Consider the following 21,855-nt stretch of genomic DNA (forward strand, 5'->3'; position numbering starts at 1 on the left):
TGTCACGGTCATGATTCCTCCACTGCACCACGGCGGTTGACCAACCACATGGTGATCATCGAAACGACGAGGAGAGTCACCGCAAGGGCGCTCGCCTCCGGGTAGTCGACGCTCGAGGTGAAGGTGTCCCACAGGAGCACCACGAGCGTCTTGTTGTCGGAGCCGGTGAGCAGCAGCGCGATCGGCAGCTCACCGAGGGCATGGACGAAGACCCAGAACCAGCATCTCCACAGCGCCGGCTTCAGCAGGGGCAGCACGATCGTCCGGGTCACCGTGAAGCTCGACGCGCCGGTGACCTTCGCGGCTTCGGTCAGACCGTCGTCGAGCTGGAGCAGGGCGGTCTGGACCATGCGGGACCCGCGAGCGAGATAGCGGGTGACGAGTGCGACCACGATGATCCAGACCGTGCCGTAGATCGGGATCGGGAGGAAGAGGTAGAGGAAGAGCACACCGGCGCCGAGGACGACGGCAGGAATGCCGAAGACCAGGAAGGTGGCCTCGAAGAGGACCTGGCTTCCCCAGAACTGGCGTCGGGTGGCGGCCAGGGCGAGCCACACCGAGATTGCGGTCGTCGCGGTCGCGGTGACCAGGGCGACCTGGGCGGTGTTGATCAGGATCTCGCCCATCTGCGGAGCCGTGAACACGCTCAGGTAGGGCTCGATCGTCATCGTGGAGAGCCCGGAGAGGCTCATCGCGCGAGCGTGGGGCGACAGGCTGGTCCAGAGCAGCGCGAGGAGCGGCAGCACGACCGCCACGAACATGTAGACCATCACGACCACGAGCACCGGGATCCGCCAGCGGCCCAGCGGGGTGCGGTTCTGGCGATAGCCCTTGCCGACGACGACCTTGAACCGGTCGGCGTCGCGGACCCGCCGTCGGTAGATGAGGAGCATGACCAGCGACAGCACCAGCACCAGGACGCCGTAGGCGCTGGCCTGGCCGTAGTTGGCCACGCCGCTCGGTGGCTGCAGCGAGTACTGGATCAGACTGCTGTAGACGAAGATCTGGTCAGGAAGACCCAGGATGGCTGGGATGGCGAAGCCCTCGAGGGCGACCACCACCAGCAGCATCGAGGCGGCCGCGACGGCCGGGCCGATCAGGGGGAAGACGATCAGACGCAGTCTTCTCGAGAGTGGTGCACCCGCGGTCGCGGCCGCCTCCTCCAGCTCAGGATTCAGCCGGGCGAAGGCCGGCGCGATCATCAGATACATGCTCGGCATCCCGAAGATGCCGGTCACGAAGATCATCCCTGGTAGCGAGTAGATGTCGATGTGGATACCGAAGACCTCCCGCAGCGCGACGGCCAGCGGTCCGTTGGCAGGGTTCGCGGTCAAGGCCCAGGCGATGGCGGTCACCGTCACCGGGATCGACATCGGTGCCAGCGCCATGGGCCCGAGCACCTTGCGTCCTGGCAGGTCGGTGCGCTCGAACAGGTACGCGAGGCTCAGGCTCAGCACGAGCGCGACCAGGAGCGAGCCCAGGACGTAGATCGTGGTGTTGACTGTGACCTCGACGATCCTGGAAGAGCTGAAGATCATCTGGAAGTTGGCGAGCGAGAGGCCTGGCACCTGGAAGGGAAGCTCGGTGGTGGTCGGCTTGAGGCTGCTGTAGATCAGGATCGCCAGCGGCACCAGCACGAGGTAGCCGACGAGGATGATCATCGCGAGCTGGACGAGTGGTCCTGCCGCGAAGCGACCCGCGCGGGCCAAGCCGCCGTGGGTGGGGTCGGGGCGTGGCGTCGGTGGTGGGGTGGCCGTCTGTTCAGCCGTCGTCACGGTCATGTCCCGTCACCCTCTCTCTGCGTTGAGTGAAGTCGTGTCATCGTCGTTGTGCTCCTTCGACCGCTAGCTCACGTTCGTCCCGAGCGCCTTCTCGACGTCCGGGTAGAACTGGGCCAGGTCCTGGTAGGTCTTGATCGACTCCGCGCCATACCACTCGAGGTTCGCCTGGCACATCGCCTTGACCACGGCGCCGTCCTCGGCATTCGAGCAGTCGGTGTCGACCGGGATCCGGGAGTTGTAGCTCTTGGCGAGCACCTGCTGAGCCTCGTCCGAGGAGAGGAAGGAGGTGAGCAGCACGGCGGCAGCCGGGTGCTGGGCACCGTCGGGGACATAGAGGTAGGACTCGTTGGCACTCGTGGGCGACACGGGCGCGACCTCCACCGGGGCGCCGCGGTCCTTCGCGGCCAGCACCAGGTTGATGAGGCTGGTCCCGACGCTGACCTCACCGGACTCGACCGGGGCGGCCGCCTGCGTGAGCGAGGGCGAGTAGTGGGGGTCGAGCTTCGCGAAGCTGGTCGCCCAGTCCAGACCCGCCTCATCGCCGAGCGACTCGTCGAGGTCCCACACGGTCATGAAGGAGCCGCGGGACTCCGCGGAGATCTGCCCGCCCGCCCACTTCTGCTCGAGGAGGTCGTCCCAGGTGTGCGGGACGTCCGTGGGCTTCACCTTGTCGGTGTTGTAGGCCCAGACCTTCGGGGTGGCCCAGACGTAGACGAAGTCGTCCTCGAAGACGTACTCGTCGTCGACGCCGTACGCCGACCAGTCGACGTCCCCGGCGAGCTTCGTCGCCGGAGCGACGGTGAGTCCGCCGGCGTTGGCGACGTCGATCGAGACCTTGCGCGCCTGCTGCTCCACCTGGATCTGGCTGATCTGCTCAGGTGCCTTGATGTTGGAGTAGTTGACCTGGATCCCGGGGTACTTCTTCTCGAACAGGTCGATCGCCGGCTGCATCTGGTCCTCGGGGTTCCACGATGCCCAGTTGACCTCGCCCTCCTCCTCGGCCTGGGCGACCAGGTCTGCGGTGGAGGTCGGCAGTTCGGCGGCCTCGGTGCTGCCTCCGCACGCGGTCAGGGTTGCGGCGATCGCGAGCAGGGCGCACGTCGTGGCGAGGTGACGTGGGTTCAGGTGACGTGTGGTCACATTGCGTCGCATGGGTCCTCCTCGCTAGCTGGCGTTGGTCCCCAGGGCCTTCTCGGCCTGGGGGAAGAACTCGGTGAGCTTCGTGTACGCGTCGATGTCGGGCGTCGCGAACCACTCGATCTTCGCGTCGCACATGGCCTGCAGGACGGTCGTCTGCCCGGGGTCGGAGCAGTCGGTGTCGACCGGGATTCGGGAGTTGTACGTCTTTGCCAGAGCGGCCTGGGCCTCCTTGCTGGAGAGGAAGGAGGTGAGGAGCACCGCGGCCGCCGGGTGGGGCGCACCGTCCGGGACGTACAGGTAGCTCTCGTTGGCGTTGGTAGGCGTGATCGGCGCGATCTCGATCGGGGCGCCGTTGTCCTTCGCATCGAGGACGAGGTTGATGAGGCTGGTCCCGAGGTCGACCTGGCCGGACTCGATGAGCGCGTGCGACTCGGTCGTGGTGGGAGTGAAGTGCGGCTTCTGGCCGGCGAACTCCTTGGCCCAGGTGACCGCCTTGTCCTCGCCGAGGGAGGGGTCCAGGTCCCACACCGTCATGAACGAGGATCGGGCTTCGGCCGAGATCTTGCCCCCGGACCACTGTGGGTCCTGCAGGTCTTCCCAGGTCTTCGGGACGTCGGCGGCGGAGACCTTGTCGGTGTTGTAGGCCCAGACCTTGGGCACCGACCAGATGTAGACCATCTTCTTCTCGAAGACGTTCTCGTCCTCGATGCCGTAGTCGCTCCAGGAGACGTCGTCCGCCATGGCGAGCGAGGGGATGACGGTGAGGCCGCCCGCGTTCGCGACGTCGACGGAGACCTTGCCGGCAGACTGCTCGACCTTGATCTGGTTGACCTGGTCGGGCGCCTTGGTGTTGGTGTAGTTGACCTCGATGTCGGGGTACTTCTTCTCGAACAGGTCGATGGCGGGCTGCATCTGCTCGATGGGCTTGGGGGCCGACCACTCGACCTCGCCCTCCTCGTTGGCCTGCTCGACCAGCGTGTCCAGCGACTTGGGGAGGTCGGCCGCCGAGGACGCGTCCCCGCCACAGGCGGCGAGCGCGCCACAGGCGAGGGAGAGCACCCCGGCCAGCACAGAGAGCCGGCCGAGACGACCGCGCCTGGTCGTCGCGGAGTTCGAGATGGTGGTCATGGTTCCTCCTTGGGGGTGGGACCGAGGCCCCTGGCTGATGGTGCTCATCGGGCGACCGTGGCCGCGTCGTAGATCCGTCCGGCGTTGCCGCCGAGGACGCCGGTGAGGGCGTCTTCGCCGAGGAACCCCAAGCGCTCCTCGATGTCATCACGCAGACCGGCGAGCGTGCCGGCCGAGGCTGGGAAGTTGGAGCCCCACATGATCCGGTGGGCACCGAATGTGTCGATCAGCCGCTCGAGGACCTCGCTGGTGTCCGCCTCGGGCGTCTCGTCGAGGCGCTTGAGGGCCGGCGGGGTGATCTTGAGATGCACCCCGGCGTACGCCGCCAGCCGGCCGAGCTCGTCGAGCAGCGGGTACGGAGCTCCGCCGGTGGCGTTCGGGCGGCCCAGGTGGTCCAGCAGGATGGTGAGGTCCGGATGGACGCGGAGGACCTCGAGGAGCTTGGGGGTGTCCTTCGAGTGCATCTGGATGCACACCGGCACGTGCTGGTCGGCGACGTACTCCCAGACCTTGGCCATGCGCTCGTCGGAGACACCTGATCCGGGGGTGGGGACCTTCGTGGTGCCGTCCGAGACCCGGATGCGTACGCCGGAGAACCCCCGGTCCTCGATCCAGCCGCGCAGGTCGTCGACCGCGGTCTCGGACAGGAAGTCGACGGCGCAGACGCCCACCAGACGGTCGGCGTGCGCGGCCAGGGCGTCGGCGGCGTAGGAGTTGTCGAAGCCGTAGACGGTCGAGGCGTGGACCAGCGCGGCGCGTTCGATGCCGGCTTCGTCGAGCGCGCGAAGCAGCCCGTCGATGTCGACCGGACGATCCTGGGACCAGGCGGAGCGGGTGCCGCCGAGCGGCGCCGGGGGATAGGCCGTGGCGTCCGGGGAGATCGCGTGGGTGTGGGTGTCGAAGTAGTCCATCAGCGGTCCTTGTGGTCGAGGGATGTGCCCAGATGCTTCTCGAAGGCGGCGAAGAGGTCGCGGGCGCGCAGGTCGGTGCGGATGACCTGCTGCTCGCGGGCATAGCGGATCGCGGTGTCGAGGGTGGCGAGGAGACGGTCGGTGATGCCGTGCTCGACGACCAGCTCGCGGGTGGTGTTGCCCGGCTCGGGAGGGCGGGCGTGCTCGATGCCAGCGGTGAGGGCGCGGTAGACCGAGGCGACGGCGTCGGGGTCGTCCTCGAGCAGGTCGGTGCGGACGACGGCGACGTGGTTGATCGGGACCCAGCCACGCTCGTTCAGCCAGGCCTGCTGCTGCTCCTGCCAGTCGGTCACGACGGGGACCAGACCGTCCACGTGGTCGGCCGACCGGGTTCCCATCACGACGGCCTCGACGTCACCGGACCGCAGCGCGTCGACGAGCTTGGCGTCGGTGCGCTCGACGTTGGCCGGCTCCGCATAGGTCTCGACGTGGGCTCCTTCGGTAGTCACCCAGGTGATGTCCTTCGACGCTACGCCGTAGACCTCGCTCAGCACGCCACGGACCCACAGGCCGGTGGTCTGGCTGTAGGCACGTACGCCGACCCGGCGGCCGCGCAGGTCTTCGGGGCGGAGGTCTTGATCGCCCCACGCCCACAGGGAGCGGTGGTGGAAGTTGCCGTGCAGCACGACCGGCAGCGCAGAGACCCGCACGCCCGCCTCGATGGCCTGGAAGAGGGTGGCGATGGCCATCTCGCACACGTCGTAGCGGAGCTCGCGGACCATGGGGGCGAACGCGTGGTTGATCGGCTCGACGTCGGCGTAGTCCACCTCGTGGCCCTCGATCGGGATGGTGCCGTCGAGGAGCGGGCGGGTGTGGGGGTAGTCGCGAAGGGCGATCGTGAGTGGTGAGGACATCTGACTCATCCCCCGAGCCGTTCCGGACCGACGCCCAGGGCAGAGGACGTGGCGGCGACCAGCTCGTCGAAGTCGACCGGCTTGGGCAGCAGACCCTGGTCGAAGGCGAACCTGGAGGCCGCGGTGACGGCCGGCCGGAGGGCCTCGAAGCCGACGGGGTGGAGCGGCGGCCCAAGCTTGTCGGACTGCTGGGCGTTGCGGTCGTTCAGCTCGGCGGCGAGTGCGTCGTAGGTCGCGAGGATGCCGTCGCGAGCCGTTCGGGCGGTGCTGCCGCGCACGGCGAAGAGGTGGTTGATCGGCACGAAGCCGACCTCGGCGGCCCACGCCCGGGCAGCGGCCGTCGGGTCGGGGATGATGCTGCGGACCCGGGGATCGTCGGGCCGGTCGTTGCCCATGATGGCGAAGTCGACCCTTCCGGTGAGGAGGTCGTCGGCCAAGGAGGCGCCCGACTCGGCCGGGACCACGAAGTCGGGTTCCAGCAGCTCGGGCACGTGCCCCCTGCTGTAGGTGCGCCAGGTGACCGAGGAAAGGTCGACGCCGTACGTCTCGGCAAGGATCCCGCGGACCCAGACGCCGGTGGTCTGGCTCCAGGCACGTACGCCGCCGGTGCGGCCGGCGAGGTCGGCGAGCTCGATCGGGTCGATGCTGATCAGGGTCTGGTGCTGGTGCCTGCCCAGCGCGGTCAGGGGAAGGAGGAGGATGTCCTTGTCCTGCGCCACGGCCTGCAGCAGCGTGACGATGGCGATCTCGCTCACCTCATAGCTGGCGCTGTCGATGAAGGCGCGGAAGCCGTTGTGCACCGGCCGGAGGGTGGAGGCGGTCACGGGGCCGATGCCGTCGGCGTCGGCGAGCGCCGAGACGGCCGCCTTCTCCAGGACCGGGTCGTTGATCAGGATCTCCATGGCGGTCTCGATGTCTGTGGTGGTGTCGGTCATGGCTCAGACGTCCTCGGCGAAGTGGAGGCGGCGGTAGGGCACGCTGAGCACTTCGCGGCTGATGCGTACGTCCACAACCGTGGGGGCGGGGTCGGATACGAAGGCGCCGACGGCCAGCGAGAGGTCGGCGATGCTGCGCACGGTGAGGCCTCGGCCGCCCATGGCGGTGGCGACCGCGCCCAGGTCGGGGGAGGGGATGGCGGTGAGCTCTGGGCGGAGCCCGTGGGCGGCTGACTTGTGGAACTCGGCGCCGAGGGCCTCGTCGTTCATGACGATGACGAGGACCGGCCAGCCGTAGCGGACCGCGGTGTCGAACTCGGCCAGGTGCATGATGAAGCTCGCATCGCCCTCGATCACGACCGTGGGCTGCTTGCCGCGTCCGAGGCTCCAGCCCATGGTGATCAGCGGTGCCTGGCCGATCGCGCCGAACATCCCGTAGTTGGTGACGATCTCGCGCGGCTTGGTGAAGAGCATCGTGCCGAAGTCGACCTGGTGACCGCTGCCGAGGATCATCGGGAGGCTCTCGGGCAGCAGCTGGTCGAGCTCGAGGACGACCTCGCGCGGGTCGAGCCTGCCGTCTTCCTGATGGAAGGGCTCCCGGAGGATGTCGGCTTCGGCGAGCCGGTTCGCGATGTCGCTGGTGTGATAGCCCTCGGTGCGGGGCTCTCCACCCCGGAGCGCGTCGAGCAGCTGGTCGAGTGAGGCGCGTGCGTCGCCGCGGACGTAGCAGTTGACGGGCTGGCCGGTGCCGGTGACGACCTGCTCGGCGTGGTCGAGCTGGATGATCCGGGCGGCGGGGTAGAGGTAGCCGTGCTCGGTGGTGAACTGGTTCAGGCTGGCCCCGACCGCGATCACGCAGTCGGCCTCCTGGAGCAGCTCGTGAGCGGTCTGGGTGCCGTAGAGGCCCGAGATGCCGGCGTAGTAGGGCGTCCGGTCGCGCAGCCAGTTCTTCACCTGGAGAGTCGTGGCGACCATGCCGTGGGTCAGGGCGGTCAGCTCCAGGACCTCGTCGCCGACGTCGGCCGCACGGGCGCCGCGTCCGACGAGCACGACCACGCGCTTGCTGTCCTCGATGATCGTGGCGGCCTGGCGGATCCGCGACGGGTCCGGGATACGCGGGGCGATGTCGACGAGCTGGGTCGAGGGGACGTAGACGGGTGCCCCGTCATACTCGGCCAGCTGGACGTCGTTGGGTGCGCTGACCATGACCGGCCGCGAGGCGGTCCGGGCCAGCCAGAAGGCGCGGCGGACCGCATCCTGCGCCTTGGCCGGGGTGAGCACGTGCACGAACCCGCATTCGACGCCCTCGGCGAACTTCTGCTGGTCGAGGTACTGCGTCGCGGTCAGGTCTCCACGGGAAGCCTCACCGCAGAACAGCACCAGCGGCGTACGCGCCCGGCTGGCGCAGACCAGGCTGGTCGCCAGCTGGGTCACGCCCGGTCCGCTGGTCGTGCTGGCGACCCCGGGGGTGTTGGTGCCGCGGGCCCAGCCGTCGGCCATCGCCAGCCCCGAGCCCTCGTGGCGCGCCTCGAGCAGCTCGACGCCGCGCTCGGCCATGGCGTTCATCCAGTGCATGTTGGCGTCGCCCATCATCCCGAATACGGTCGTCGTGCCTTCGGCGACGAACGCTTCGGCCAGAGCCTCGTAGACCTTCACAGCGATGCCCCTTCCAGGTTGTTGGTGGTGGAGATGCCGCGCTGCTCGAGGGCAGCGGCGAGGCGCGGGAAGACGCGTAGGGCGTTGCCGGCTGCGATGTCGGCGAGGTCGGTCTCGCTCGGTCCCTCCAGCGAGTCCAGGAGGGCGCGGGTGTCGTCGAACCGTCGGCCGGTGTCCGGGTCGATGCCGCGTACGGCGCCGATCATCTCGGAGGCGAACAGGATGTTCGAGGTGGGCACGGTCTCGAGCAGGAGCTGCATGCCGCGGCGCCAGTAGACGCAGGTGTCGAAGAAGATGTTGTCGCCGACGATGTCCAGCAGCTCGCCCCGGCCCTGGTCGAGCATCACTCCGCGGTAGCGGCCCCAGTGGTACGGCACCGCTCCGCCGCCGTGGGGAAGGATCAGCTTGAGGTCCGGGAAGTCCTTGAAGAGGTCCGAGGAGATCAGCTGCATGAACGCGGTGGTGTCCCCGTTGAGGTAGTGCGCGCAGGTGCCGTGCACGGCGGGGTTGGCGGACATCGAGGCGTGCACCATCGCTGGTACGCCGAGGTCGACCATGGCCTCGTAGAGCGGGTAGTACGAACGGTCGGTGATCGGCGGCGCCGCCCAGCTCCCGTCGGAAGGGTCGGGGTTCAGGTTGCAGCCCACGAACCCGAGCTCCTCGACAGAGCGGCGCAGCTCCTCGACGCAGGCGTCGACCGGCGAGCCCGGCGACTGTGGCAGCTGGGCCACACCGACGAAGCTCTGCGGGAACAGCTCGACCGCCCGGTGGACGGTGTCGTTGGCCAGTCGCGACCAGGTCGTGCTCGTCTCCTGGTCGCCGTAGTGGTGAGCCATCTTCCCGGCGATCGGAGAGAGCAGGGCCAGGTCGATCCCGTGCTCGGCCTGGAGCAGGAGCTGCCCCTGAGTCAGGGCGGCGGCCAGATCCTCGTCGGGGATCTCGAGGCCGTCGGGGGAGAGGTGGCGGCCGTGCTGCTCGTACTCCTCGATCTGACGGTCGCGCCACTGCTTGAGGGCGTCGGGAACGGTGGTGAAGTGGGTGTGGCAGTCGATGTACATCTGGGTGGTCTCCTCGGGGATCCGGGCTGTTCAGCGGCCGGCCAGGGCACGGCCGCGGTCGAGGCCCGGGTGGCGTACGACCGGGGCGGTCAGGAGCAGCCGGTAGCCCTGCTCGATGACCTGCTCGACGTTCTTCTCGGTGACGTGCGGATGGCCGGCGGCGACTCCGTGCTTCGCGCAGATCTCGAGGACTCGGTCCTTGTGCTCGAGGACCGTCGGGTGCTCGTACTGGCGGGGCACGCCGAGCTCCTGGCTCAGATCGCCCTCGCCGATGAGGATCAGGCCGATGCCGGGCACCTGCTCGAGCATCGCGTCGAGATTCTCGACGGCCTCGACGCTCTCGATCATCAGCCCCACGAGGAGCTCGCCGGTGGGAGCCAGCGGCCATACGTCGGCCCGCTCGTAGTACTCCGCGGTCGTCACACCCCAGTAGCGAGCCGCCCAGGCCGGGCTGTCACCGCGCAGTCCGGCGGGCTCGCTGTCGGGGCGATCGATCCGCGGGTAGCGGCAGGCCGCCACCGCGTTGCGGGCGTCCTCGACGGTGTCGACGTGCGGCCAGATGATGCCGTACGCGCCCAGGTCGAGGGCCTGCTTCGCGTGCCACTGGGACCGCTCGCCGCCGTTGGCCGGGATTCGAACCAGCGGCGCGACCGGTGGCGCGATGCTGCCGCTCTCGACGATCTGACGGCGGTCCAGAAGGTACTGGAAGGCGTCCTTGAGAGCCGGTACGTCCCAGGGCTTGTGCTCCGCCTCGAAGACCACCGCGTCGTAGCCGACCCCGCGAGTGGCGACGGCGGCGGTCGGCTCGGGCGAGACGAAGCCTCCGAAGACCCTCTCGCCGCGTGAGAGCAGGTCGATGACCGGGTTGAGCCGCGTCATGCGCCGGCCCTCCTTCCGGTGCCGGCGGCCCGCGATGACCCGAATACCGTGCGCAGGCGCTGCCAGCCCCTGCGCAGCCAGGCGACGAAGCCTCGCTCGGCCCGCTCGGCGGAGCGTTCCAGTGCCGCCGTACGCGTCGCGGGGTCCTGCTCGGCGCAGGCCTGGGTGAGCTCCTCGGCGAACGAGCGCGTCATCCGCTCGACCACCACGGTCGCGCCCGTGGTGATGAGCGAGGCGAGCTGACCGGTGATGTCCACGTCGCCGTCGATGACGACCTCGGAGCCGGCCTCGACCGCGACGACGGTGAAGCGGGCCTGACCCTGCACCCGGGTGGAGCCGCGGCTGTCGGAGCCGTGGGCCTCGAGGGTGCCGATGTGCTCGGCGTCGTCCAGATCCAGCGCGACCCGTGCCGAGAAGGGCACCTTGATCGCCGCGAACCTGACCGTCAGGCGGGCGTCGAAGCTGCCGTCGTCGTGCTGCTCACCCAGCTCGGACCCGTCGATGCAGGCAACGACCTTGGCCGGGTCGGAGAGCACCTCCCAGACGATCTTGGGTGGGTGTGGCACCGCCACACGTTCCGCGATTGTGATCAATCTCCGACTCCCTGATCTCGTTTTGTCTAACAATCTGTAACTGGCGGGGACGCTACCAGCCTTGATCGCAGATGTGAAGGGCGCCACAAAATATTCTTCAGCTACTGCTGATTCGGGCGTGGTTGAGCGTGGATCGCACGCTCGTCCGCGGTGGAAGTCGCGTCTAAGCCATGGGTGACGGACATTCGACGGCCGTGCTACGGTCTCCATATTGTCAAACAATCGAGTTGGAGGATCCATGGAATCGTTGACAATCGCGTTGGGTGGCTACGGTCACAGCGATGGCGTACTGGAGGGCCGTGTGCCCGTGGAGGGCTATGTCGTGAAGCCCGTGGAGGTGCGACCGATCATCGCCGCGTACCGCCGGATGATCCGCGACGTGGAGTTCGACGTCTGCGAGCTCGCCCCGGTCTCCTACCTGATGGCGTGTGAGGCAGGGGTGCCACTGACCGCGATCCCCGTCTTCCTCAACCGGCGTTTCCACCACGGTGACGTCCAGTGCTCGCCCACCTCCGGCATCACCGCTCCGCGCGACCTGGAGGGCCGACGGGTGGGCGTACGGGCCTACTCGGTGAGCACAGGGGTCTGGGCCCGCGGTGTCCTGGAGGACGACTACGGCGTCGACCTGAGCCAGGTCACCTGGGTCGTCGACGACGACGATCACGTCGAGGGACGCGCCCCTGCCAATGTCGAGCGTGTCCAGGACGAGCGGTCGCTGAGCGAGCATCTGGCGGCGAACGAGATCGACGCGGCCTTCACCGGCAACGCCGGGACAGGACGTGCTGGCAACCCGAAGGACGGCTGGGAGTCAGCGGTGGAGGCTGAACCCGTGACCTATCCGCTGTTCGGCGACCGTGAGGTCATCGAACGCGACCATTACCTGCGCACCGGGATCTACCCGCTGCACTCGCTCGTGGTGGTCCGCTCCGAGCTGGTCGAGAAGGATCCCGAGCTCCCGACCAGGCTCTACGCCGCCTTCGCCGAGGCCAAGCGGATCGCGGTGGCCGAGGACCCCGACTTCACGGCCCTGCCGCGGCTCGCCAGGCAGGGCGTGATGGTCGGCGGGGATCCGATCCCGTACGGCATCTCGTCGAACGCGCCCTCCATCGCCGCGTTGCAACGGTTCAGCAAGGCCCAGGGCCTCATCGACACCGAGCCGGGGGAGAGCCTGTTCGCGCCCGGCGACTACCCCGACAGCTGACCCCTGACCGAACCCACCCACCGATTCACGAAGGAGTCCCATGGACATCGTCGACAGCCACACCCACGTCATCTCACCTGACACCGACGCCTACCCCCGATCGCCGCTGGGCGGCAAGCAGTCGGCGTGGGCGAGCACCCGCCCCGTCACCGCGGAGGGTCTGCTCGCCCTCATGGACGACGCCGGCGTCAACCGGTCCGTGCTGGTGCAGGCCACCACCGCGTACGGCTATGACAACTCCTACGTCATCGAGTCGGCGCGGCGCCGGCCGGACCGGTTCATCGCGGTCGGCACCTTCGACCCGCTGGCCTCGGAGGCTCCCGAGCGCCTGGAGAAGGAGGTCGCGGCGGGGCTGGCGGGGGTGCGGCTGTTCACCACCGGCAGCACGGTGGCCGAGCAGGGGCTCTGGTTCGTGGACAGGGCAGCCGACCCGTTCTGGTCGGCGGCGGCGACCTCGGGCGTCCCGGTGTGCCTCCAGCTCCGGCTGAGCGAGGAGACGCGTCCGGCTCTGGCGGCGCTGTTGAGCCGGCACCCTGAGGTCGTGCTCCTCCTGGACCACTTCGGTTACCCCGACGTGGTCTCCTCGCCCTCCGAGGCGGCGCGTCTGGTGACCGAGTTCGCCGGTGCGGAGGGCCTCCACCTCAAGCTCACCCACCGAACGCTCGAGGGATTGCAGCAGATCGGTACCTCGGCAGCGAGCGAGTTCCTGGGCCCGGTCATCGAGGCGTACGGGGCGCGCCGGATCGCGTGGGGATCCAACTGTCCCGCGGCCGAGCAGCCGCTCGCCGAGCTGGTGGAGCTGGCGCAGGAGACGCTGGCGCCGCTCGAAGGCGCCGACCGCGAGATGATCATGTCGGGAACGACCCGCCGGCTGTACTCATGGACCTGAGCCTCCGGGCGGCGGCCGCAACGGACCAGCACGACCCGTCGAGCCGGCACGTGCAGGCCTACCAGGACCTCCGCAACCTCATCGTCTCCGGTCACTTCGAGCCGAACGCGCGCCTGACCGAGGCGGAGCTGACCGGCGTCCTCGAGGTCTCGCGCGGCACCGTGCGGTCGGTGGTCCAGCGGCTGGCTCAGGAGGGCTACCTCACCCGGGAACCCAACCGCGGCGTCCGGACCCGGGTCTTCACCGTCGAGGAGGCAGCCAACGTGCTCGAGGCCCGTGAGGTCCTCGAGTCCGCCCTGGCGGGAAAGTGTGCGGAGCTGGCGACGGAGGAGGAGATCGCGGTGCTCAGATCCATCTGGGAGGAGATGGGCACCGCGAAGTACTCCTCGGACGCCAACACCTACTCCCAGCTGAACCGCCGCTTCCACCAGCACATCCGGGAGTCGGCCCGCCGCCCCATCCTCGCCGGCTTCGTCGACCAGCTGGCCTACCCCCTGGTCATGCGCCAGTTCCGGGACCAGACCCGCTCGCACCCCCGCGCCAACTCGCTCGAGGAGCACCACGCCATCCTGGCCGCAGTCCAGACGCGTAACGCCGATGCCGCGGCTGCGGCGATGCGCCACCACGTCTCCTCAGCCAGGCGGGCCCTGCTCCTCAACAGCGGGGTCACGGGAGCAGTACGGGCTTGAGCACTCGGCCGGCACGTTGCTCGGCGACCGCGGCATCCCACTCGGCCAGCGGGAAGGTGGTGACCAGGCGGTCGAGGGGGAGCGTGCCGGCGGCATGGCGGCGGAGCAGCTCGGGAACGAGGTCACGGGGGACCGCGTCGCCCTCCACGCAGCCACGGAGGGTGAGCCCGCGCAGCATCAGGCGGCGTACGTCGATCTCTGCTCGCGCCGGGCCCAGCCCGACCACGGCCAGGAGGCCGAGCGGGTCCAGGAGGCTGAGGACCCGGTCGGTCACCTCGGGGCGGCCGGTGGTGTCGAGCGCGTGACTGATCCCGGGACCGGCCAGGTCGTCGAGGGACTCACAGGCCTTCGCCCCGAACGAGGCGACCAGCTCGCGACGGGAGGCCAGCGGCTCCACGACGACCACCTCCACCCCCTCGGAACGCGCCGCGAGGACGGCCGCGGCCCCCACGCCGCCGGCGCCGACCACGAGCAGCCGGTCGCCGGGCCCGGGACGGAGCACGTTGAGCACGGCGCCCGCACCGGTCAGGAACCCGCAGCCGAGGGGAGCCGCGACCTCGGGCGCCACCTCCCCGACGGGTACGCAGGCGTCGGCCGCCACCAGCGCATGGCCTGCGAAGGAGGACTGCCCGAAGAACGAGGCGTAGACCGGTCGGCCGTCCACGGTGATCGTGGCGCTGCCGTCGGGGCGGCGCCCGGCGTTGTTGAGCCGCTGGGCCTGCTCGCAGTAGGCCGGAGCGCCGCCGAGACAGCGCTCGCAGGAACCACAGGAGCGGAAGGAGAGCACCACCCGCTCGCCGACCCGGATGCCGGAGGCAGTGGAGACCGCCGCGCCGACCTGCTCGACGATGCCGCACCCCTCGTGCCCGAGCACGGCCGGGGTGGCGCCCAGCGCGGCCCGGGTGGCGAGGTCGGTGTGGCACAGGCCGACCGCCTCGATCCGGACGAGCACCTCGTCGTCGCGAGGCGTGTCCAGCCGCGCGGCCACCAGCTCGGCCGGGGTGTCGGTGCCGCGGGTGAGCAGCACCTGGGTCGCGGTTCCGCCGCCGCTCATGCGCGCTCCAGCCCGAAGTAGAAGTGTCGGCCGGCCGGGTCGAGGACGACGGCAGGTTTGCCGTTCATGATCCCCATCAGGGTGTCGCCGTCGACCCGCTTGAAGTGGTCGAGGACCGGCATCCCGTCGTAGACCATGGTCGCGGTGACCTCCCCGCGGAACTCGACGTTCCACAGGCTCGCCTCGCCGCGTCCGGACTTCACGTCGGAGTAGAGCGAGCCGTCCTCGGCCCGGCAGATGAGCGGCTTCGCGTCGTCGAGGGCGTCGAACCGCTTGCCGTGCCAGCTGCTGGTGGCGAGGGTCTTCTCGATCGGGTGCCCGGTCGAGAACGCGAAGCCGCGCCACGAGCCGAGGATCGCCGAGGCGGCGACGGCGTCGAGGCCCGCCCACACCTTGTCGAGCTCGGCCGGGTCGACGGGGCCCTCGACCGCGCGGAGCTCGTGGAAACGTACGGCTGTCTGCAGGGTCACCATCACCGGACTCCGATCTTGCGCATGAGCGTGAGCTGCTTGTTGGTCGAGTGCACGAAGGGCTCGGCCTTGCCAGGGGCGGCGCCGAGCGGGATCAGCCGCTGGATCGCGACGGTCTGCGACTCGGTGAACTTCCGGATCCCCTCGGCGCCGTGGCGGCGACCGAGGCCGCTCTCACCCATGCCGCCCATCCCGGCCTCGATGCTGCCGGCGGCCGCCGCGGCGCCGTCGTTGATGTTGACCGACCCGGCACGGATCTGCGGCGCAAGCCGCGCTGCCTCGCGGGTGTCACGCGACCAGATCGAGGCCGACAGGCCGTAGCAGCCCTCGTTGGCGAGCGAGATCGCCTCGCTGTCCGTACGGAACGGGTAGAGCGCGACGACCGGCCCGAAGGTCTCCTCGGCGTAGACGCGCATCGCCGGGGTGACGCCCTCCAGGACCGTCGGCTCGAAGCAGAGCGGTCCGAGGTCGGGCCGGGGCCGGCCGCCGGTGAGCACGGTCGCGCCCTGGGCCACCGCGTCCTCGACGTGGGCGGTGACGGCGTCGAGCTGCCGCTGGGAGACCAGCGGCCCGAGGTCCACGGAGAAGTCGAGGGCCTGGCCGATCCGCTGGGCCGCGGTCGCTGCGACGAAGCCGTCGCGGAAGTCGTCGTAGCGTGACTCGTGCACATAGATCCGCTCGATGCTGATGCACATCTGCCCCGTGTTGGCGTACGCAGCCGCAACCGCCCCGGCCACGGCCTTGTCGACATCGGCGTCCGCCCGCACGATGAGCGGGTTCTTGCCCCCGAGCTCGAGCGAGGCCCCGACCAGCCGGCGCCCGGCCTGCTCGGCGACGGCCCGCCCGGTCGCGGTGGACCCGGTGAAGCAGACGAAGTCGGCCTCCTCGACCAGTGCGGTGCCGACCGGGACACCGTCGCCGACGACGATCTGCCACACGTCGGCCGGCAGCCCCGCCTCGGCGAGCAGGGCGTGGGTCCACAGCATCGTGAGCGGGGTCTGCGGGTCGGCCTTGGATACGACCGTGTTGCCGGCCAGCAGCGCGGGGAGCACGTCACCGACGCCGAGGTAGAGCGGGTAGTTCCAGGGCGAGATGATCCCGACGACCCCCTTGGGGACGCGCACCTCGGTCACCTTGGTCAGCAGCGGGACCATGCCGCGCACGCGGTTGCCGGCGAGGTAGCGGCGGGCGCGGCGGGCGTAGTGGCGCGCGATGGTGGCGACCTGGGCGATCTCCTGCCAGGCGTGGAAGCGGGACTTGCCGGTCTCCCACTGGATCAGGTCCAAGACCTCGTCCTGGCGCTCGATGAGGAGGTCGTGGAAGGCGAGCACGACCTGGCGCCGCCGTGCGGGTGACAACCCGGCCCACGACCGCTGCGCGACCCGGCCGCGCGCGACGGCCTCGGTCACGTCGAGGGCCGACGAGCTCGGCACCGGAGCGGTCGGCAGCAGGTCGAAGGGTGCCAGGCCGGCCACGTCCGGAGGGGCCTCGCCGGCACCGCTGCGGACCCGGGCACGCAGGTCGTCGAGGACGGGTTCGGTCAGCCACTCGGGCCGGAACGCCGACCCCGTGACAGGTGCGGCGAGGTCTTCTCTGGTCGTCATGGCAGCCCATCTCTCGTCCGAATCAACAATTTGCCCGACCGTCGCGATGAGGCGGCGAGGGCCATTGCGTGACGCGCGTCACTGCCCGTATGTTAATCAGGAATCACATTCGCGTCGACCCCCAGATGGCCGAGCGGATCCCCTTCAAGCGGAAGGTAAGTCAATGGAAGATCTCAGTCGTAGGGGTTTCATATCGCTGGCCGCGGCGCTGGGCTTCGTCGGCATCGGCGAAGCCGTCGCACCCGCCGGGAGCTGGGCGTCGACCGGGTCGATCGCCGGCACCGACACGTATGCGGACCCGCAGTGGGTCTGGGACGACCGGATCGACGCGATCATGAAGTCGGTGCTCGACAACGGCCAGGTGTCCGCGGTCAACACCGCCATCCGCCCGTGGGTCGACAACAACGACCCGCTGCCCACCGGCCTCCCCGCCGACCTGACCGCCTACCTGCGCGACGTCAACACGCTGCCGGCGTGGGCCGACATGGACAAGCTGACCCTGGCCGCCGACTTCAACCGCCGCAAGGACACCTACTTCTTCGCGCTCTACAGCGTCGGCAGCGGCATCATGAGCACCGTCATCCCGCGCGAGGCCCGGTCGGTCTACTGGTCCAAGGGTGGCGCCGACATGCAGGACCGCGCCGCCAAGACCTTCACCTTCGGCTACGACCTGGCCCAGCTGCACGCCTTCGAGCCCCAGGGCCAGTTCGTGGTCACGGCCAACAAGACCCGGATGGTGCACGCGGCCGTACGGCACCTGCTGCCGCAGCTTCCGCACTGGAAGGACGGGGCCACCGAGAACAACCAGATCCCGATCAGCAACGGCGACATCCTCGTCACCTTCCACAGCCTCGGCACCTTCGTGCACAAGAAGTTCAAGGAGTGGCGGATCCCGATGACCCCCGCCGAGGAGGAGGCCTACCTGCACTCCTGGCAGGTGGCGATCTCCCTGCTCGGGGTCCAGGACCAGTTCATCCCGCGCTCGTGGCCGGATGCGTACGCCCAGGCGGCGCAGGTCCTCGACCCGATCCTGGCGCCGACCACCGAGGGCAGGGAGCTTGCCGAGACGCTCCTGGGGCTGCCGTCCTCGGTGGACCTGGGTGTCAGCCGGGGGTTCCTCAACGAGTTCGTCCGCTACACCCTCGGCGACCAGATCTCCAACTGGCTCAACCTGCGCCGCGACTACGCCTCCGCCGCGCTGATCAAGGTCGGCTGGCCCGCCTACATCGCGTTCCGCGAGGGCACGATCGACGCCCTTCCGGGGAGCTACTACCTCTTCGACCAGTTCGTGAGGGCGCTCGCGATGGCGTTCCTCAACGGCGGCGAGTCGGGTCAGACGACGCCGATCGAGATCCCCGACATGAACCGTCCCTCCTGAGGTCCCACAGGTCTCGCAGGTCTCCCAGGCGTCACAGGTCCAGCGCGCGCATCAGGAGGGCGGTGACGGTCTCCTCGTTGCCGTCCTCCCAGTGCAGCAGCCGGCCGGACTCGGCGACCACGCCGAGTCCGGCATGGACCAGCACCCGCGCCGTGCGCGGGTCGAGGTCGCCCCGCGCGGCGAGCAGGTGGTCCTCCCAGACGGCGACGTGCTCGCGCTGAGCCCGGATCAGCGGCGTACGCAGCGGCTCGGGCAGTCCGGCGATCTCGGCCGTGCCGACCTGGGTGAGCAGATGGTGGCGGAAGCTGTAGTCGACGTACGCCCGGGCCAGGGCTGCCACCGCGGCGGTCGCGTCACCGGGGTCGCGCAGCGCCTCGCGGACCGACTGGTCGAGCATCGTCGCCGCCTGCAGGCAGGCGGCCGCGAGGATGTCGACCTTGCTCGGGTAGTGCCGGTAGAGCGCGGAGGGGGCCACCCCGACCACCTCGGCGATGCGGCCGAGGGTGACGTTCGCGAAGCCGTCGCGGGCGAAGAGCGGGATCGCGGCGGCGAGGATCTCGGCGCTGCGGGTGCGGGAGGCCGGGGCCTCCTCGACCGGTGGCGTACTTCTCGAGCCGGACGAGGGTGGCGTCGCGACATCGGTGGCGATCACCCGGAGCGCGGCCTCGGTGAGCAGGTCGACCAGCCGGCGCCTGGCCATGGTGGCGTGGTGGGTGGTGATCGAGCCGATCGCGCCGAGCGCGGCGACGGCCCGCAGCCGGTCCTCGGCGGACGGGTCCGGCGCACCGCCGGCAGCAGCCACGACCCGCCGGACGACGCGGTCGACCTTGACCCTGATCTCGCCGAGGTCCTCGGTGCTCAGGTAGCGCGACTCCCAGCGGTAGATGCCGCCGTAGCTGCGGTGGTCGACGGTGAGCTCGGCGATCGTACGCAGCACCCGCTCGAGATCCGCGCCCTCCGGCAGGCCGGAGACCGCCTCGAGCAGGTGGTCGATGAGCAGGTTGGCGCACTCGCGGAACAGGTCGTACTTGCCCGGGAAGTGCCGGTAGAGGGCGGCCGCGGTGATCCCGACGTCCGCGGCGATCTGCTCCATCGAGGCGGCGTGGTAGCCGCGCTCGCTGAAGACCTTGCCCGCCGCCTCGACGATCAGCTGGCGCCGGTTGCGCGGTCGCGTGCTCACGCGCCCGAGTCAACCATGTCGGAGGCGTACGTGGGTCAGCTGGTCGGCAGCGCGGTCTTGGTGAGGTTCTCCGAGATCTCCCAGAGCCGGGCGGCGTCCTCGGTGCTGACCAACGGGCGGTAGAGCGGCTGCTCGGCGGGCTGTCCGCCGAGGTGCCCCGGGCCGCTGGGGCCGTACAGCCGGCCGCCGCTCGCCTCGGGCGACGTCGCGGCCAGGAGCGCCGGTAGGGCAGCGGTCTCGGGGGTGCCGAGGAGGATCCCGCGCGCGGAGAGCCCGCGGATCAGGCGTACGGCGAACGTGTCGTTCGCTCGGCCGATCTCCGGGCGCGCGGCCAGCAGGTTCGTCGGGGCGACACCGGGGTGGGAGAGGTTGCTGGTGATGCCCCAGCCGTTGGCCCTGCTGCGCCGGTCCAGCTCCAGACCGAACAGTCCGAAGGCGATCTTCGACTGGCTGTAGGCGGCGCCGCCGTCGTAGCCGCGCTCCCGGTTGATGTCGTCCCAGTTCACCGCGCCCCGGCGTGCGGCGATGCTGATCTGCGAGGTGACTCGCGCGCGACCTGCTCGCAGCAGCGGCAGGACCTTGGCGACGAGGGCGAAGTGGCCGAGGTGGTTGGTGCCGAGCTGGAGCTCGAACCCGTCGGCGGTCGTCTGCCGCTCCGGCGGCGTCATCACACCCGCGTTGTTGATCATGATGTGGAACGGCTGGTCCTCGCCCAGCAGGGTCTCGGCGAGCGCCGCGACCGAGGACAGCGAGGACAGGTCGAGGTCGCGCAGCGAGATCCGGGCGTCCGGGACGTGGCCGCGGATCGTGGTCAGCGCCTTCTCGCCCTTGCCGGGGTTGCGGACGGGCAGGACGACCTCGGCCCCGGCTGCGGCCAGCCGGGTGGCCATCACCAGACCCATGCCGTCGCTGGCGCCGGTGACCAGGGCTCGCTTGCCGGACAGGTCGGGAATCGTGATGTCGATGGGTAGGCGTGGCATCGGTCTGCTCCTCGTAGGTGGATCCGGGTTCGGCTCCATCCTCCGGGGGTTTCGAGGCTCTATCCAGGGTCTCTCGATCCCAGCCTGGCCTGTCGGGGTGGGGGATGCGCGACGGGATCGAGGATGCCTCCTAGGATCACAGCATGATCCCGCCTGAGTCGAAGAACGCGCCGAGCATGGCAGATGTCGCGGCCCGGGCCGGGGTCTCGCACCAGACCGTGTCCCGGGTCGTCAACGGCTCCGATGCCGTACGCGGCGAGACCCGCGACCGGGTGCTGGCCGCGATCGACGAGCTGGGCTACCGGCGCAACAAGTCGGCGCGGGCGCTGGTGACGCGGCGCTCGGGGCGCCTGGGCCTGCTCTACACCCAGCCGCACCTCTACGGCCCCGGCACGCTGGCCGCCTCGGTGCACCAGGCCGGGCAGAAGGCGGGCTACGACGTCATCCTGAGCCCGGTGCCGCACCTGGAGGCGACCTCGGCGGAGCGGGCGATCGAGGCGCTTCTCGACGACGCGGTCGAGGCCGTGCTGCTCGGGGTCTCGCACCAGTCGTTCGAGGACCTGGTCGCCCAGCTCGCCTCGACGGTCGAGGTCGTGATGATCCACAGCGACCCGCCGGCCGGGGTGCGCTCGGTCGGGATCGACCAGCACGCCGGGGCCGTGCTGGCCACGGAGTATCTGCTCGACCTCGGCCACCGCAACATCGCCCACGTGGCCGGTCCGGTGGGCTGGATCGACGCACGGCAGCGCCGGGAGGGATGGCTGGCCGCGCTCCGCGACGCCGGCGCGCAACCCGGCCCCGAGATCTTCGGTGACTGGTCGAGCAGGAGCGGCTACGAGGCCGGGGCCGTGATCGCCCAGGACCCCTCGGTCACCGCCGTCTTCGCCGCCAACGACTCGATGGCGCTCGGCGTGATCCGCGCGCTGCACGAGGCCGGCCGCCGGGTCCCCCAGGACGTCAGCGTCGTCGGCTTCGACGACGTCCCGGACGCCGCCTACCTCTGGCCGCCGCTGACCACCGTCCGGCAGGACTTCGCCTCCCTCGGCGAGCTCGCCGTCGAGGTCGCCACCAAGGCCATCGCCGAGGGCACCGTCGAGACCCCCGCCCTGCTCGCGCCGGAGCTCGTAGTCCGCTCCTCCGCCGCTCCCAAGCCCGAGTAGCAGCCATCCGAGGCGTCACGTACGTCGGTCGAGCCGTCGGCTAGGTCGGGCGAGGCGTCGGCTAGGTCGGGCGAGGCGTCGGCTAGGTCGGGCGAGGCGTCGGCTAGGTCGGGCGAGGCGTCGGCTAGGTCGGGCGAGGCGTCGGCTAGGTCGGGCGAGCCGTCTGCTTGGTCGGCCGAAGCGTCGGCTAGGTCGGGCGAGGCGTCGGCTAGGTCGGGCGAGGCGTCGGCTAGGTCGGGCGAGGCGTCGGCTAGG

At 70.0% G+C, this 21,855-nt stretch carries 20 protein-coding genes; 5 read left to right on the forward strand and 15 right to left on the reverse strand.

The genetic code is table 11. The annotated features are described in order from the left end of the window. Positions 1-8 precede the first annotated feature (8 nt). The 10 genes from ACZ6WN_RS22410 to ACZ6WN_RS22455 all read right to left on the reverse strand — a co-directional run bounded on the left by ACZ6WN_RS22410 (position 9) and on the right by ACZ6WN_RS22455 (position 10,968). A complete protein-coding gene (locus ACZ6WN_RS22410) occupies positions 9-1,781 on the reverse strand; it encodes an ABC transporter permease (RefSeq protein ID WP_465867726.1) in 1,773 nt (590 codons plus the stop codon). Between the two features lie 63 nt (positions 1,782-1,844). Beyond that, on the reverse strand, positions 1,845-2,933 hold the full coding sequence (locus ACZ6WN_RS22415) for an ABC transporter substrate-binding protein (protein ID WP_465867727.1): 1,089 nt from the start codon (positions 2,931-2,933) through the stop codon (positions 1,845-1,847). Positions 2,934-2,945: 12 nt separating this feature from the next. Beyond that, positions 2,946-4,049 (reverse strand): ABC transporter substrate-binding protein, encoded by a 1,104-nt coding sequence (locus ACZ6WN_RS22420; RefSeq protein ID WP_465867729.1) that lies wholly within the window; start codon positions 4,047-4,049, stop codon positions 2,946-2,948. Positions 4,050-4,093: 44 nt separating this feature from the next. Continuing rightward, complete coding sequence (locus tag ACZ6WN_RS22425) at positions 4,094-4,960, reverse strand: amidohydrolase family protein (RefSeq protein ID WP_465867731.1); 867 nt, start codon at positions 4,958-4,960, stop codon at positions 4,094-4,096. Continuing rightward, positions 4,960-5,874: a substrate-binding domain-containing protein gene (locus tag ACZ6WN_RS22430; RefSeq protein WP_465867733.1), complete on the reverse strand. Its 915-nt coding sequence runs from the start codon at positions 5,872-5,874 to the stop codon at positions 4,960-4,962. The genes ACZ6WN_RS22425 and ACZ6WN_RS22430 overlap by 1 nt, the downstream gene beginning before the upstream one ends. Positions 5,875-5,879: 5 nt before the next feature. Further along, entirely contained in the window at positions 5,880-6,809 is a 930-nt protein-coding gene (locus ACZ6WN_RS22435) for a hypothetical protein (RefSeq protein ID WP_465867735.1), read from the reverse strand. A 3-nt stretch (positions 6,810-6,812) separates the two neighbouring features. Then, a complete protein-coding gene (locus ACZ6WN_RS22440; RefSeq protein ID WP_465867736.1) occupies positions 6,813-8,465 on the reverse strand; it encodes a thiamine pyrophosphate-binding protein in 1,653 nt (550 codons plus the stop codon). Next, complete coding sequence (locus ACZ6WN_RS22445; RefSeq protein WP_465867738.1) at positions 8,462-9,523, reverse strand: amidohydrolase family protein; 1,062 nt, start codon at positions 9,521-9,523, stop codon at positions 8,462-8,464. Before ACZ6WN_RS22445 ends, ACZ6WN_RS22440 begins: the two co-directional genes overlap by 4 nt. A gap of 30 nt (positions 9,524-9,553) precedes the next feature. Then, the gene (locus ACZ6WN_RS22450; protein ID WP_465867740.1) at positions 9,554-10,402 is read right to left on the reverse strand and encodes an HpcH/HpaI aldolase family protein; all 849 of its coding nucleotides are present in this window, start codon (positions 10,400-10,402) and stop codon (positions 9,554-9,556) included. Beyond that, positions 10,399-10,968 carry an SRPBCC domain-containing protein gene (locus tag ACZ6WN_RS22455; RefSeq protein ID WP_465867741.1) on the reverse strand — a complete coding sequence of 190 codons (570 nt, stop codon included), beginning with the start codon at positions 10,966-10,968 and terminating at the stop codon, positions 10,399-10,401. The genes ACZ6WN_RS22450 and ACZ6WN_RS22455 overlap by 4 nt, the downstream gene beginning before the upstream one ends. Before the next feature lie 265 nt (positions 10,969-11,233). On the opposite strand from ACZ6WN_RS22455, the gene ACZ6WN_RS22460 reads away from it, so the two are divergent. Genes ACZ6WN_RS22460 through ACZ6WN_RS22470 form a run of 3 tightly spaced genes read left to right on the forward strand, consistent with a single transcriptional unit; the run spans position 11,234 to position 13,774 of the window. Continuing rightward, complete coding sequence (locus tag ACZ6WN_RS22460; RefSeq protein WP_465867743.1) at positions 11,234-12,196, forward strand: ABC transporter substrate-binding protein; 963 nt, start codon at positions 11,234-11,236, stop codon at positions 12,194-12,196. Between the two features lie 40 nt (positions 12,197-12,236). Then, positions 12,237-13,085 (forward strand): amidohydrolase family protein, encoded by an 849-nt coding sequence (locus tag ACZ6WN_RS22465; RefSeq protein WP_465867744.1) that lies wholly within the window; start codon positions 12,237-12,239, stop codon positions 13,083-13,085. Beyond that, the gene (locus ACZ6WN_RS22470; protein WP_465867745.1) at positions 13,076-13,774 is read left to right on the forward strand and encodes a GntR family transcriptional regulator; all 699 of its coding nucleotides are present in this window, start codon (positions 13,076-13,078) and stop codon (positions 13,772-13,774) included. Before ACZ6WN_RS22465 ends, ACZ6WN_RS22470 begins: the two co-directional genes overlap by 10 nt. On the opposite strand, the gene ACZ6WN_RS22475 is transcribed toward ACZ6WN_RS22470, so the two are convergent. From ACZ6WN_RS22475 to ACZ6WN_RS22485, 3 genes are read right to left on the reverse strand one after another with little or no spacing between them, the layout of a single operon-like run. Further along, positions 13,752-14,828, reverse strand: a complete 1,077-nt coding sequence (locus ACZ6WN_RS22475) for an alcohol dehydrogenase catalytic domain-containing protein (RefSeq protein ID WP_465867747.1) — start codon at positions 14,826-14,828, stop codon at positions 13,752-13,754. The two genes, ACZ6WN_RS22470 and ACZ6WN_RS22475, sit on opposite strands and share 23 nt — an antisense overlap. Further along, positions 14,825-15,298 carry a DUF4334 domain-containing protein gene (locus ACZ6WN_RS22480; RefSeq protein WP_465867748.1) on the reverse strand — a complete coding sequence of 158 codons (474 nt, stop codon included), beginning with the start codon at positions 15,296-15,298 and terminating at the stop codon, positions 14,825-14,827. The genes ACZ6WN_RS22475 and ACZ6WN_RS22480 overlap by 4 nt, the downstream gene beginning before the upstream one ends. Before the next feature lie 2 nt (positions 15,299-15,300). Further along, the gene (locus tag ACZ6WN_RS22485) at positions 15,301-16,902 is read right to left on the reverse strand and encodes a succinic semialdehyde dehydrogenase (RefSeq protein WP_465867750.1); all 1,602 of its coding nucleotides are present in this window, start codon (positions 16,900-16,902) and stop codon (positions 15,301-15,303) included. A 163-nt stretch (positions 16,903-17,065) separates the two neighbouring features. On the opposite strand from ACZ6WN_RS22485, the gene ACZ6WN_RS22490 reads away from it, so the two are divergent. Then, a complete protein-coding gene (locus ACZ6WN_RS22490) occupies positions 17,066-18,280 on the forward strand; it encodes an oxygenase MpaB family protein (RefSeq protein ID WP_465867752.1) in 1,215 nt (404 codons plus the stop codon). A gap of 31 nt (positions 18,281-18,311) precedes the next feature. Here the strand turns inward: ACZ6WN_RS22490 and ACZ6WN_RS22495 are convergent, their stop codons facing one another. Beyond that, entirely contained in the window at positions 18,312-19,460 is a 1,149-nt protein-coding gene (locus tag ACZ6WN_RS22495) for a TetR/AcrR family transcriptional regulator (RefSeq protein WP_465867754.1), read from the reverse strand. Between the two features lie 35 nt (positions 19,461-19,495). After that, entirely contained in the window at positions 19,496-20,440 is a 945-nt protein-coding gene (locus ACZ6WN_RS22500) for an SDR family oxidoreductase (protein WP_465867756.1), read from the reverse strand. A 143-nt stretch (positions 20,441-20,583) separates the two neighbouring features. Between ACZ6WN_RS22500 and ACZ6WN_RS22505 the strand changes: the two genes are divergently transcribed. After that, on the forward strand, positions 20,584-21,600 hold the full coding sequence (locus ACZ6WN_RS22505; RefSeq protein ID WP_465867757.1) for a LacI family DNA-binding transcriptional regulator: 1,017 nt from the start codon (positions 20,584-20,586) through the stop codon (positions 21,598-21,600). Positions 21,601-21,855 lie beyond the last annotated feature (255 nt).

This window comes from Nocardioides sp. NPDC054178, assembly GCF_055585005.1.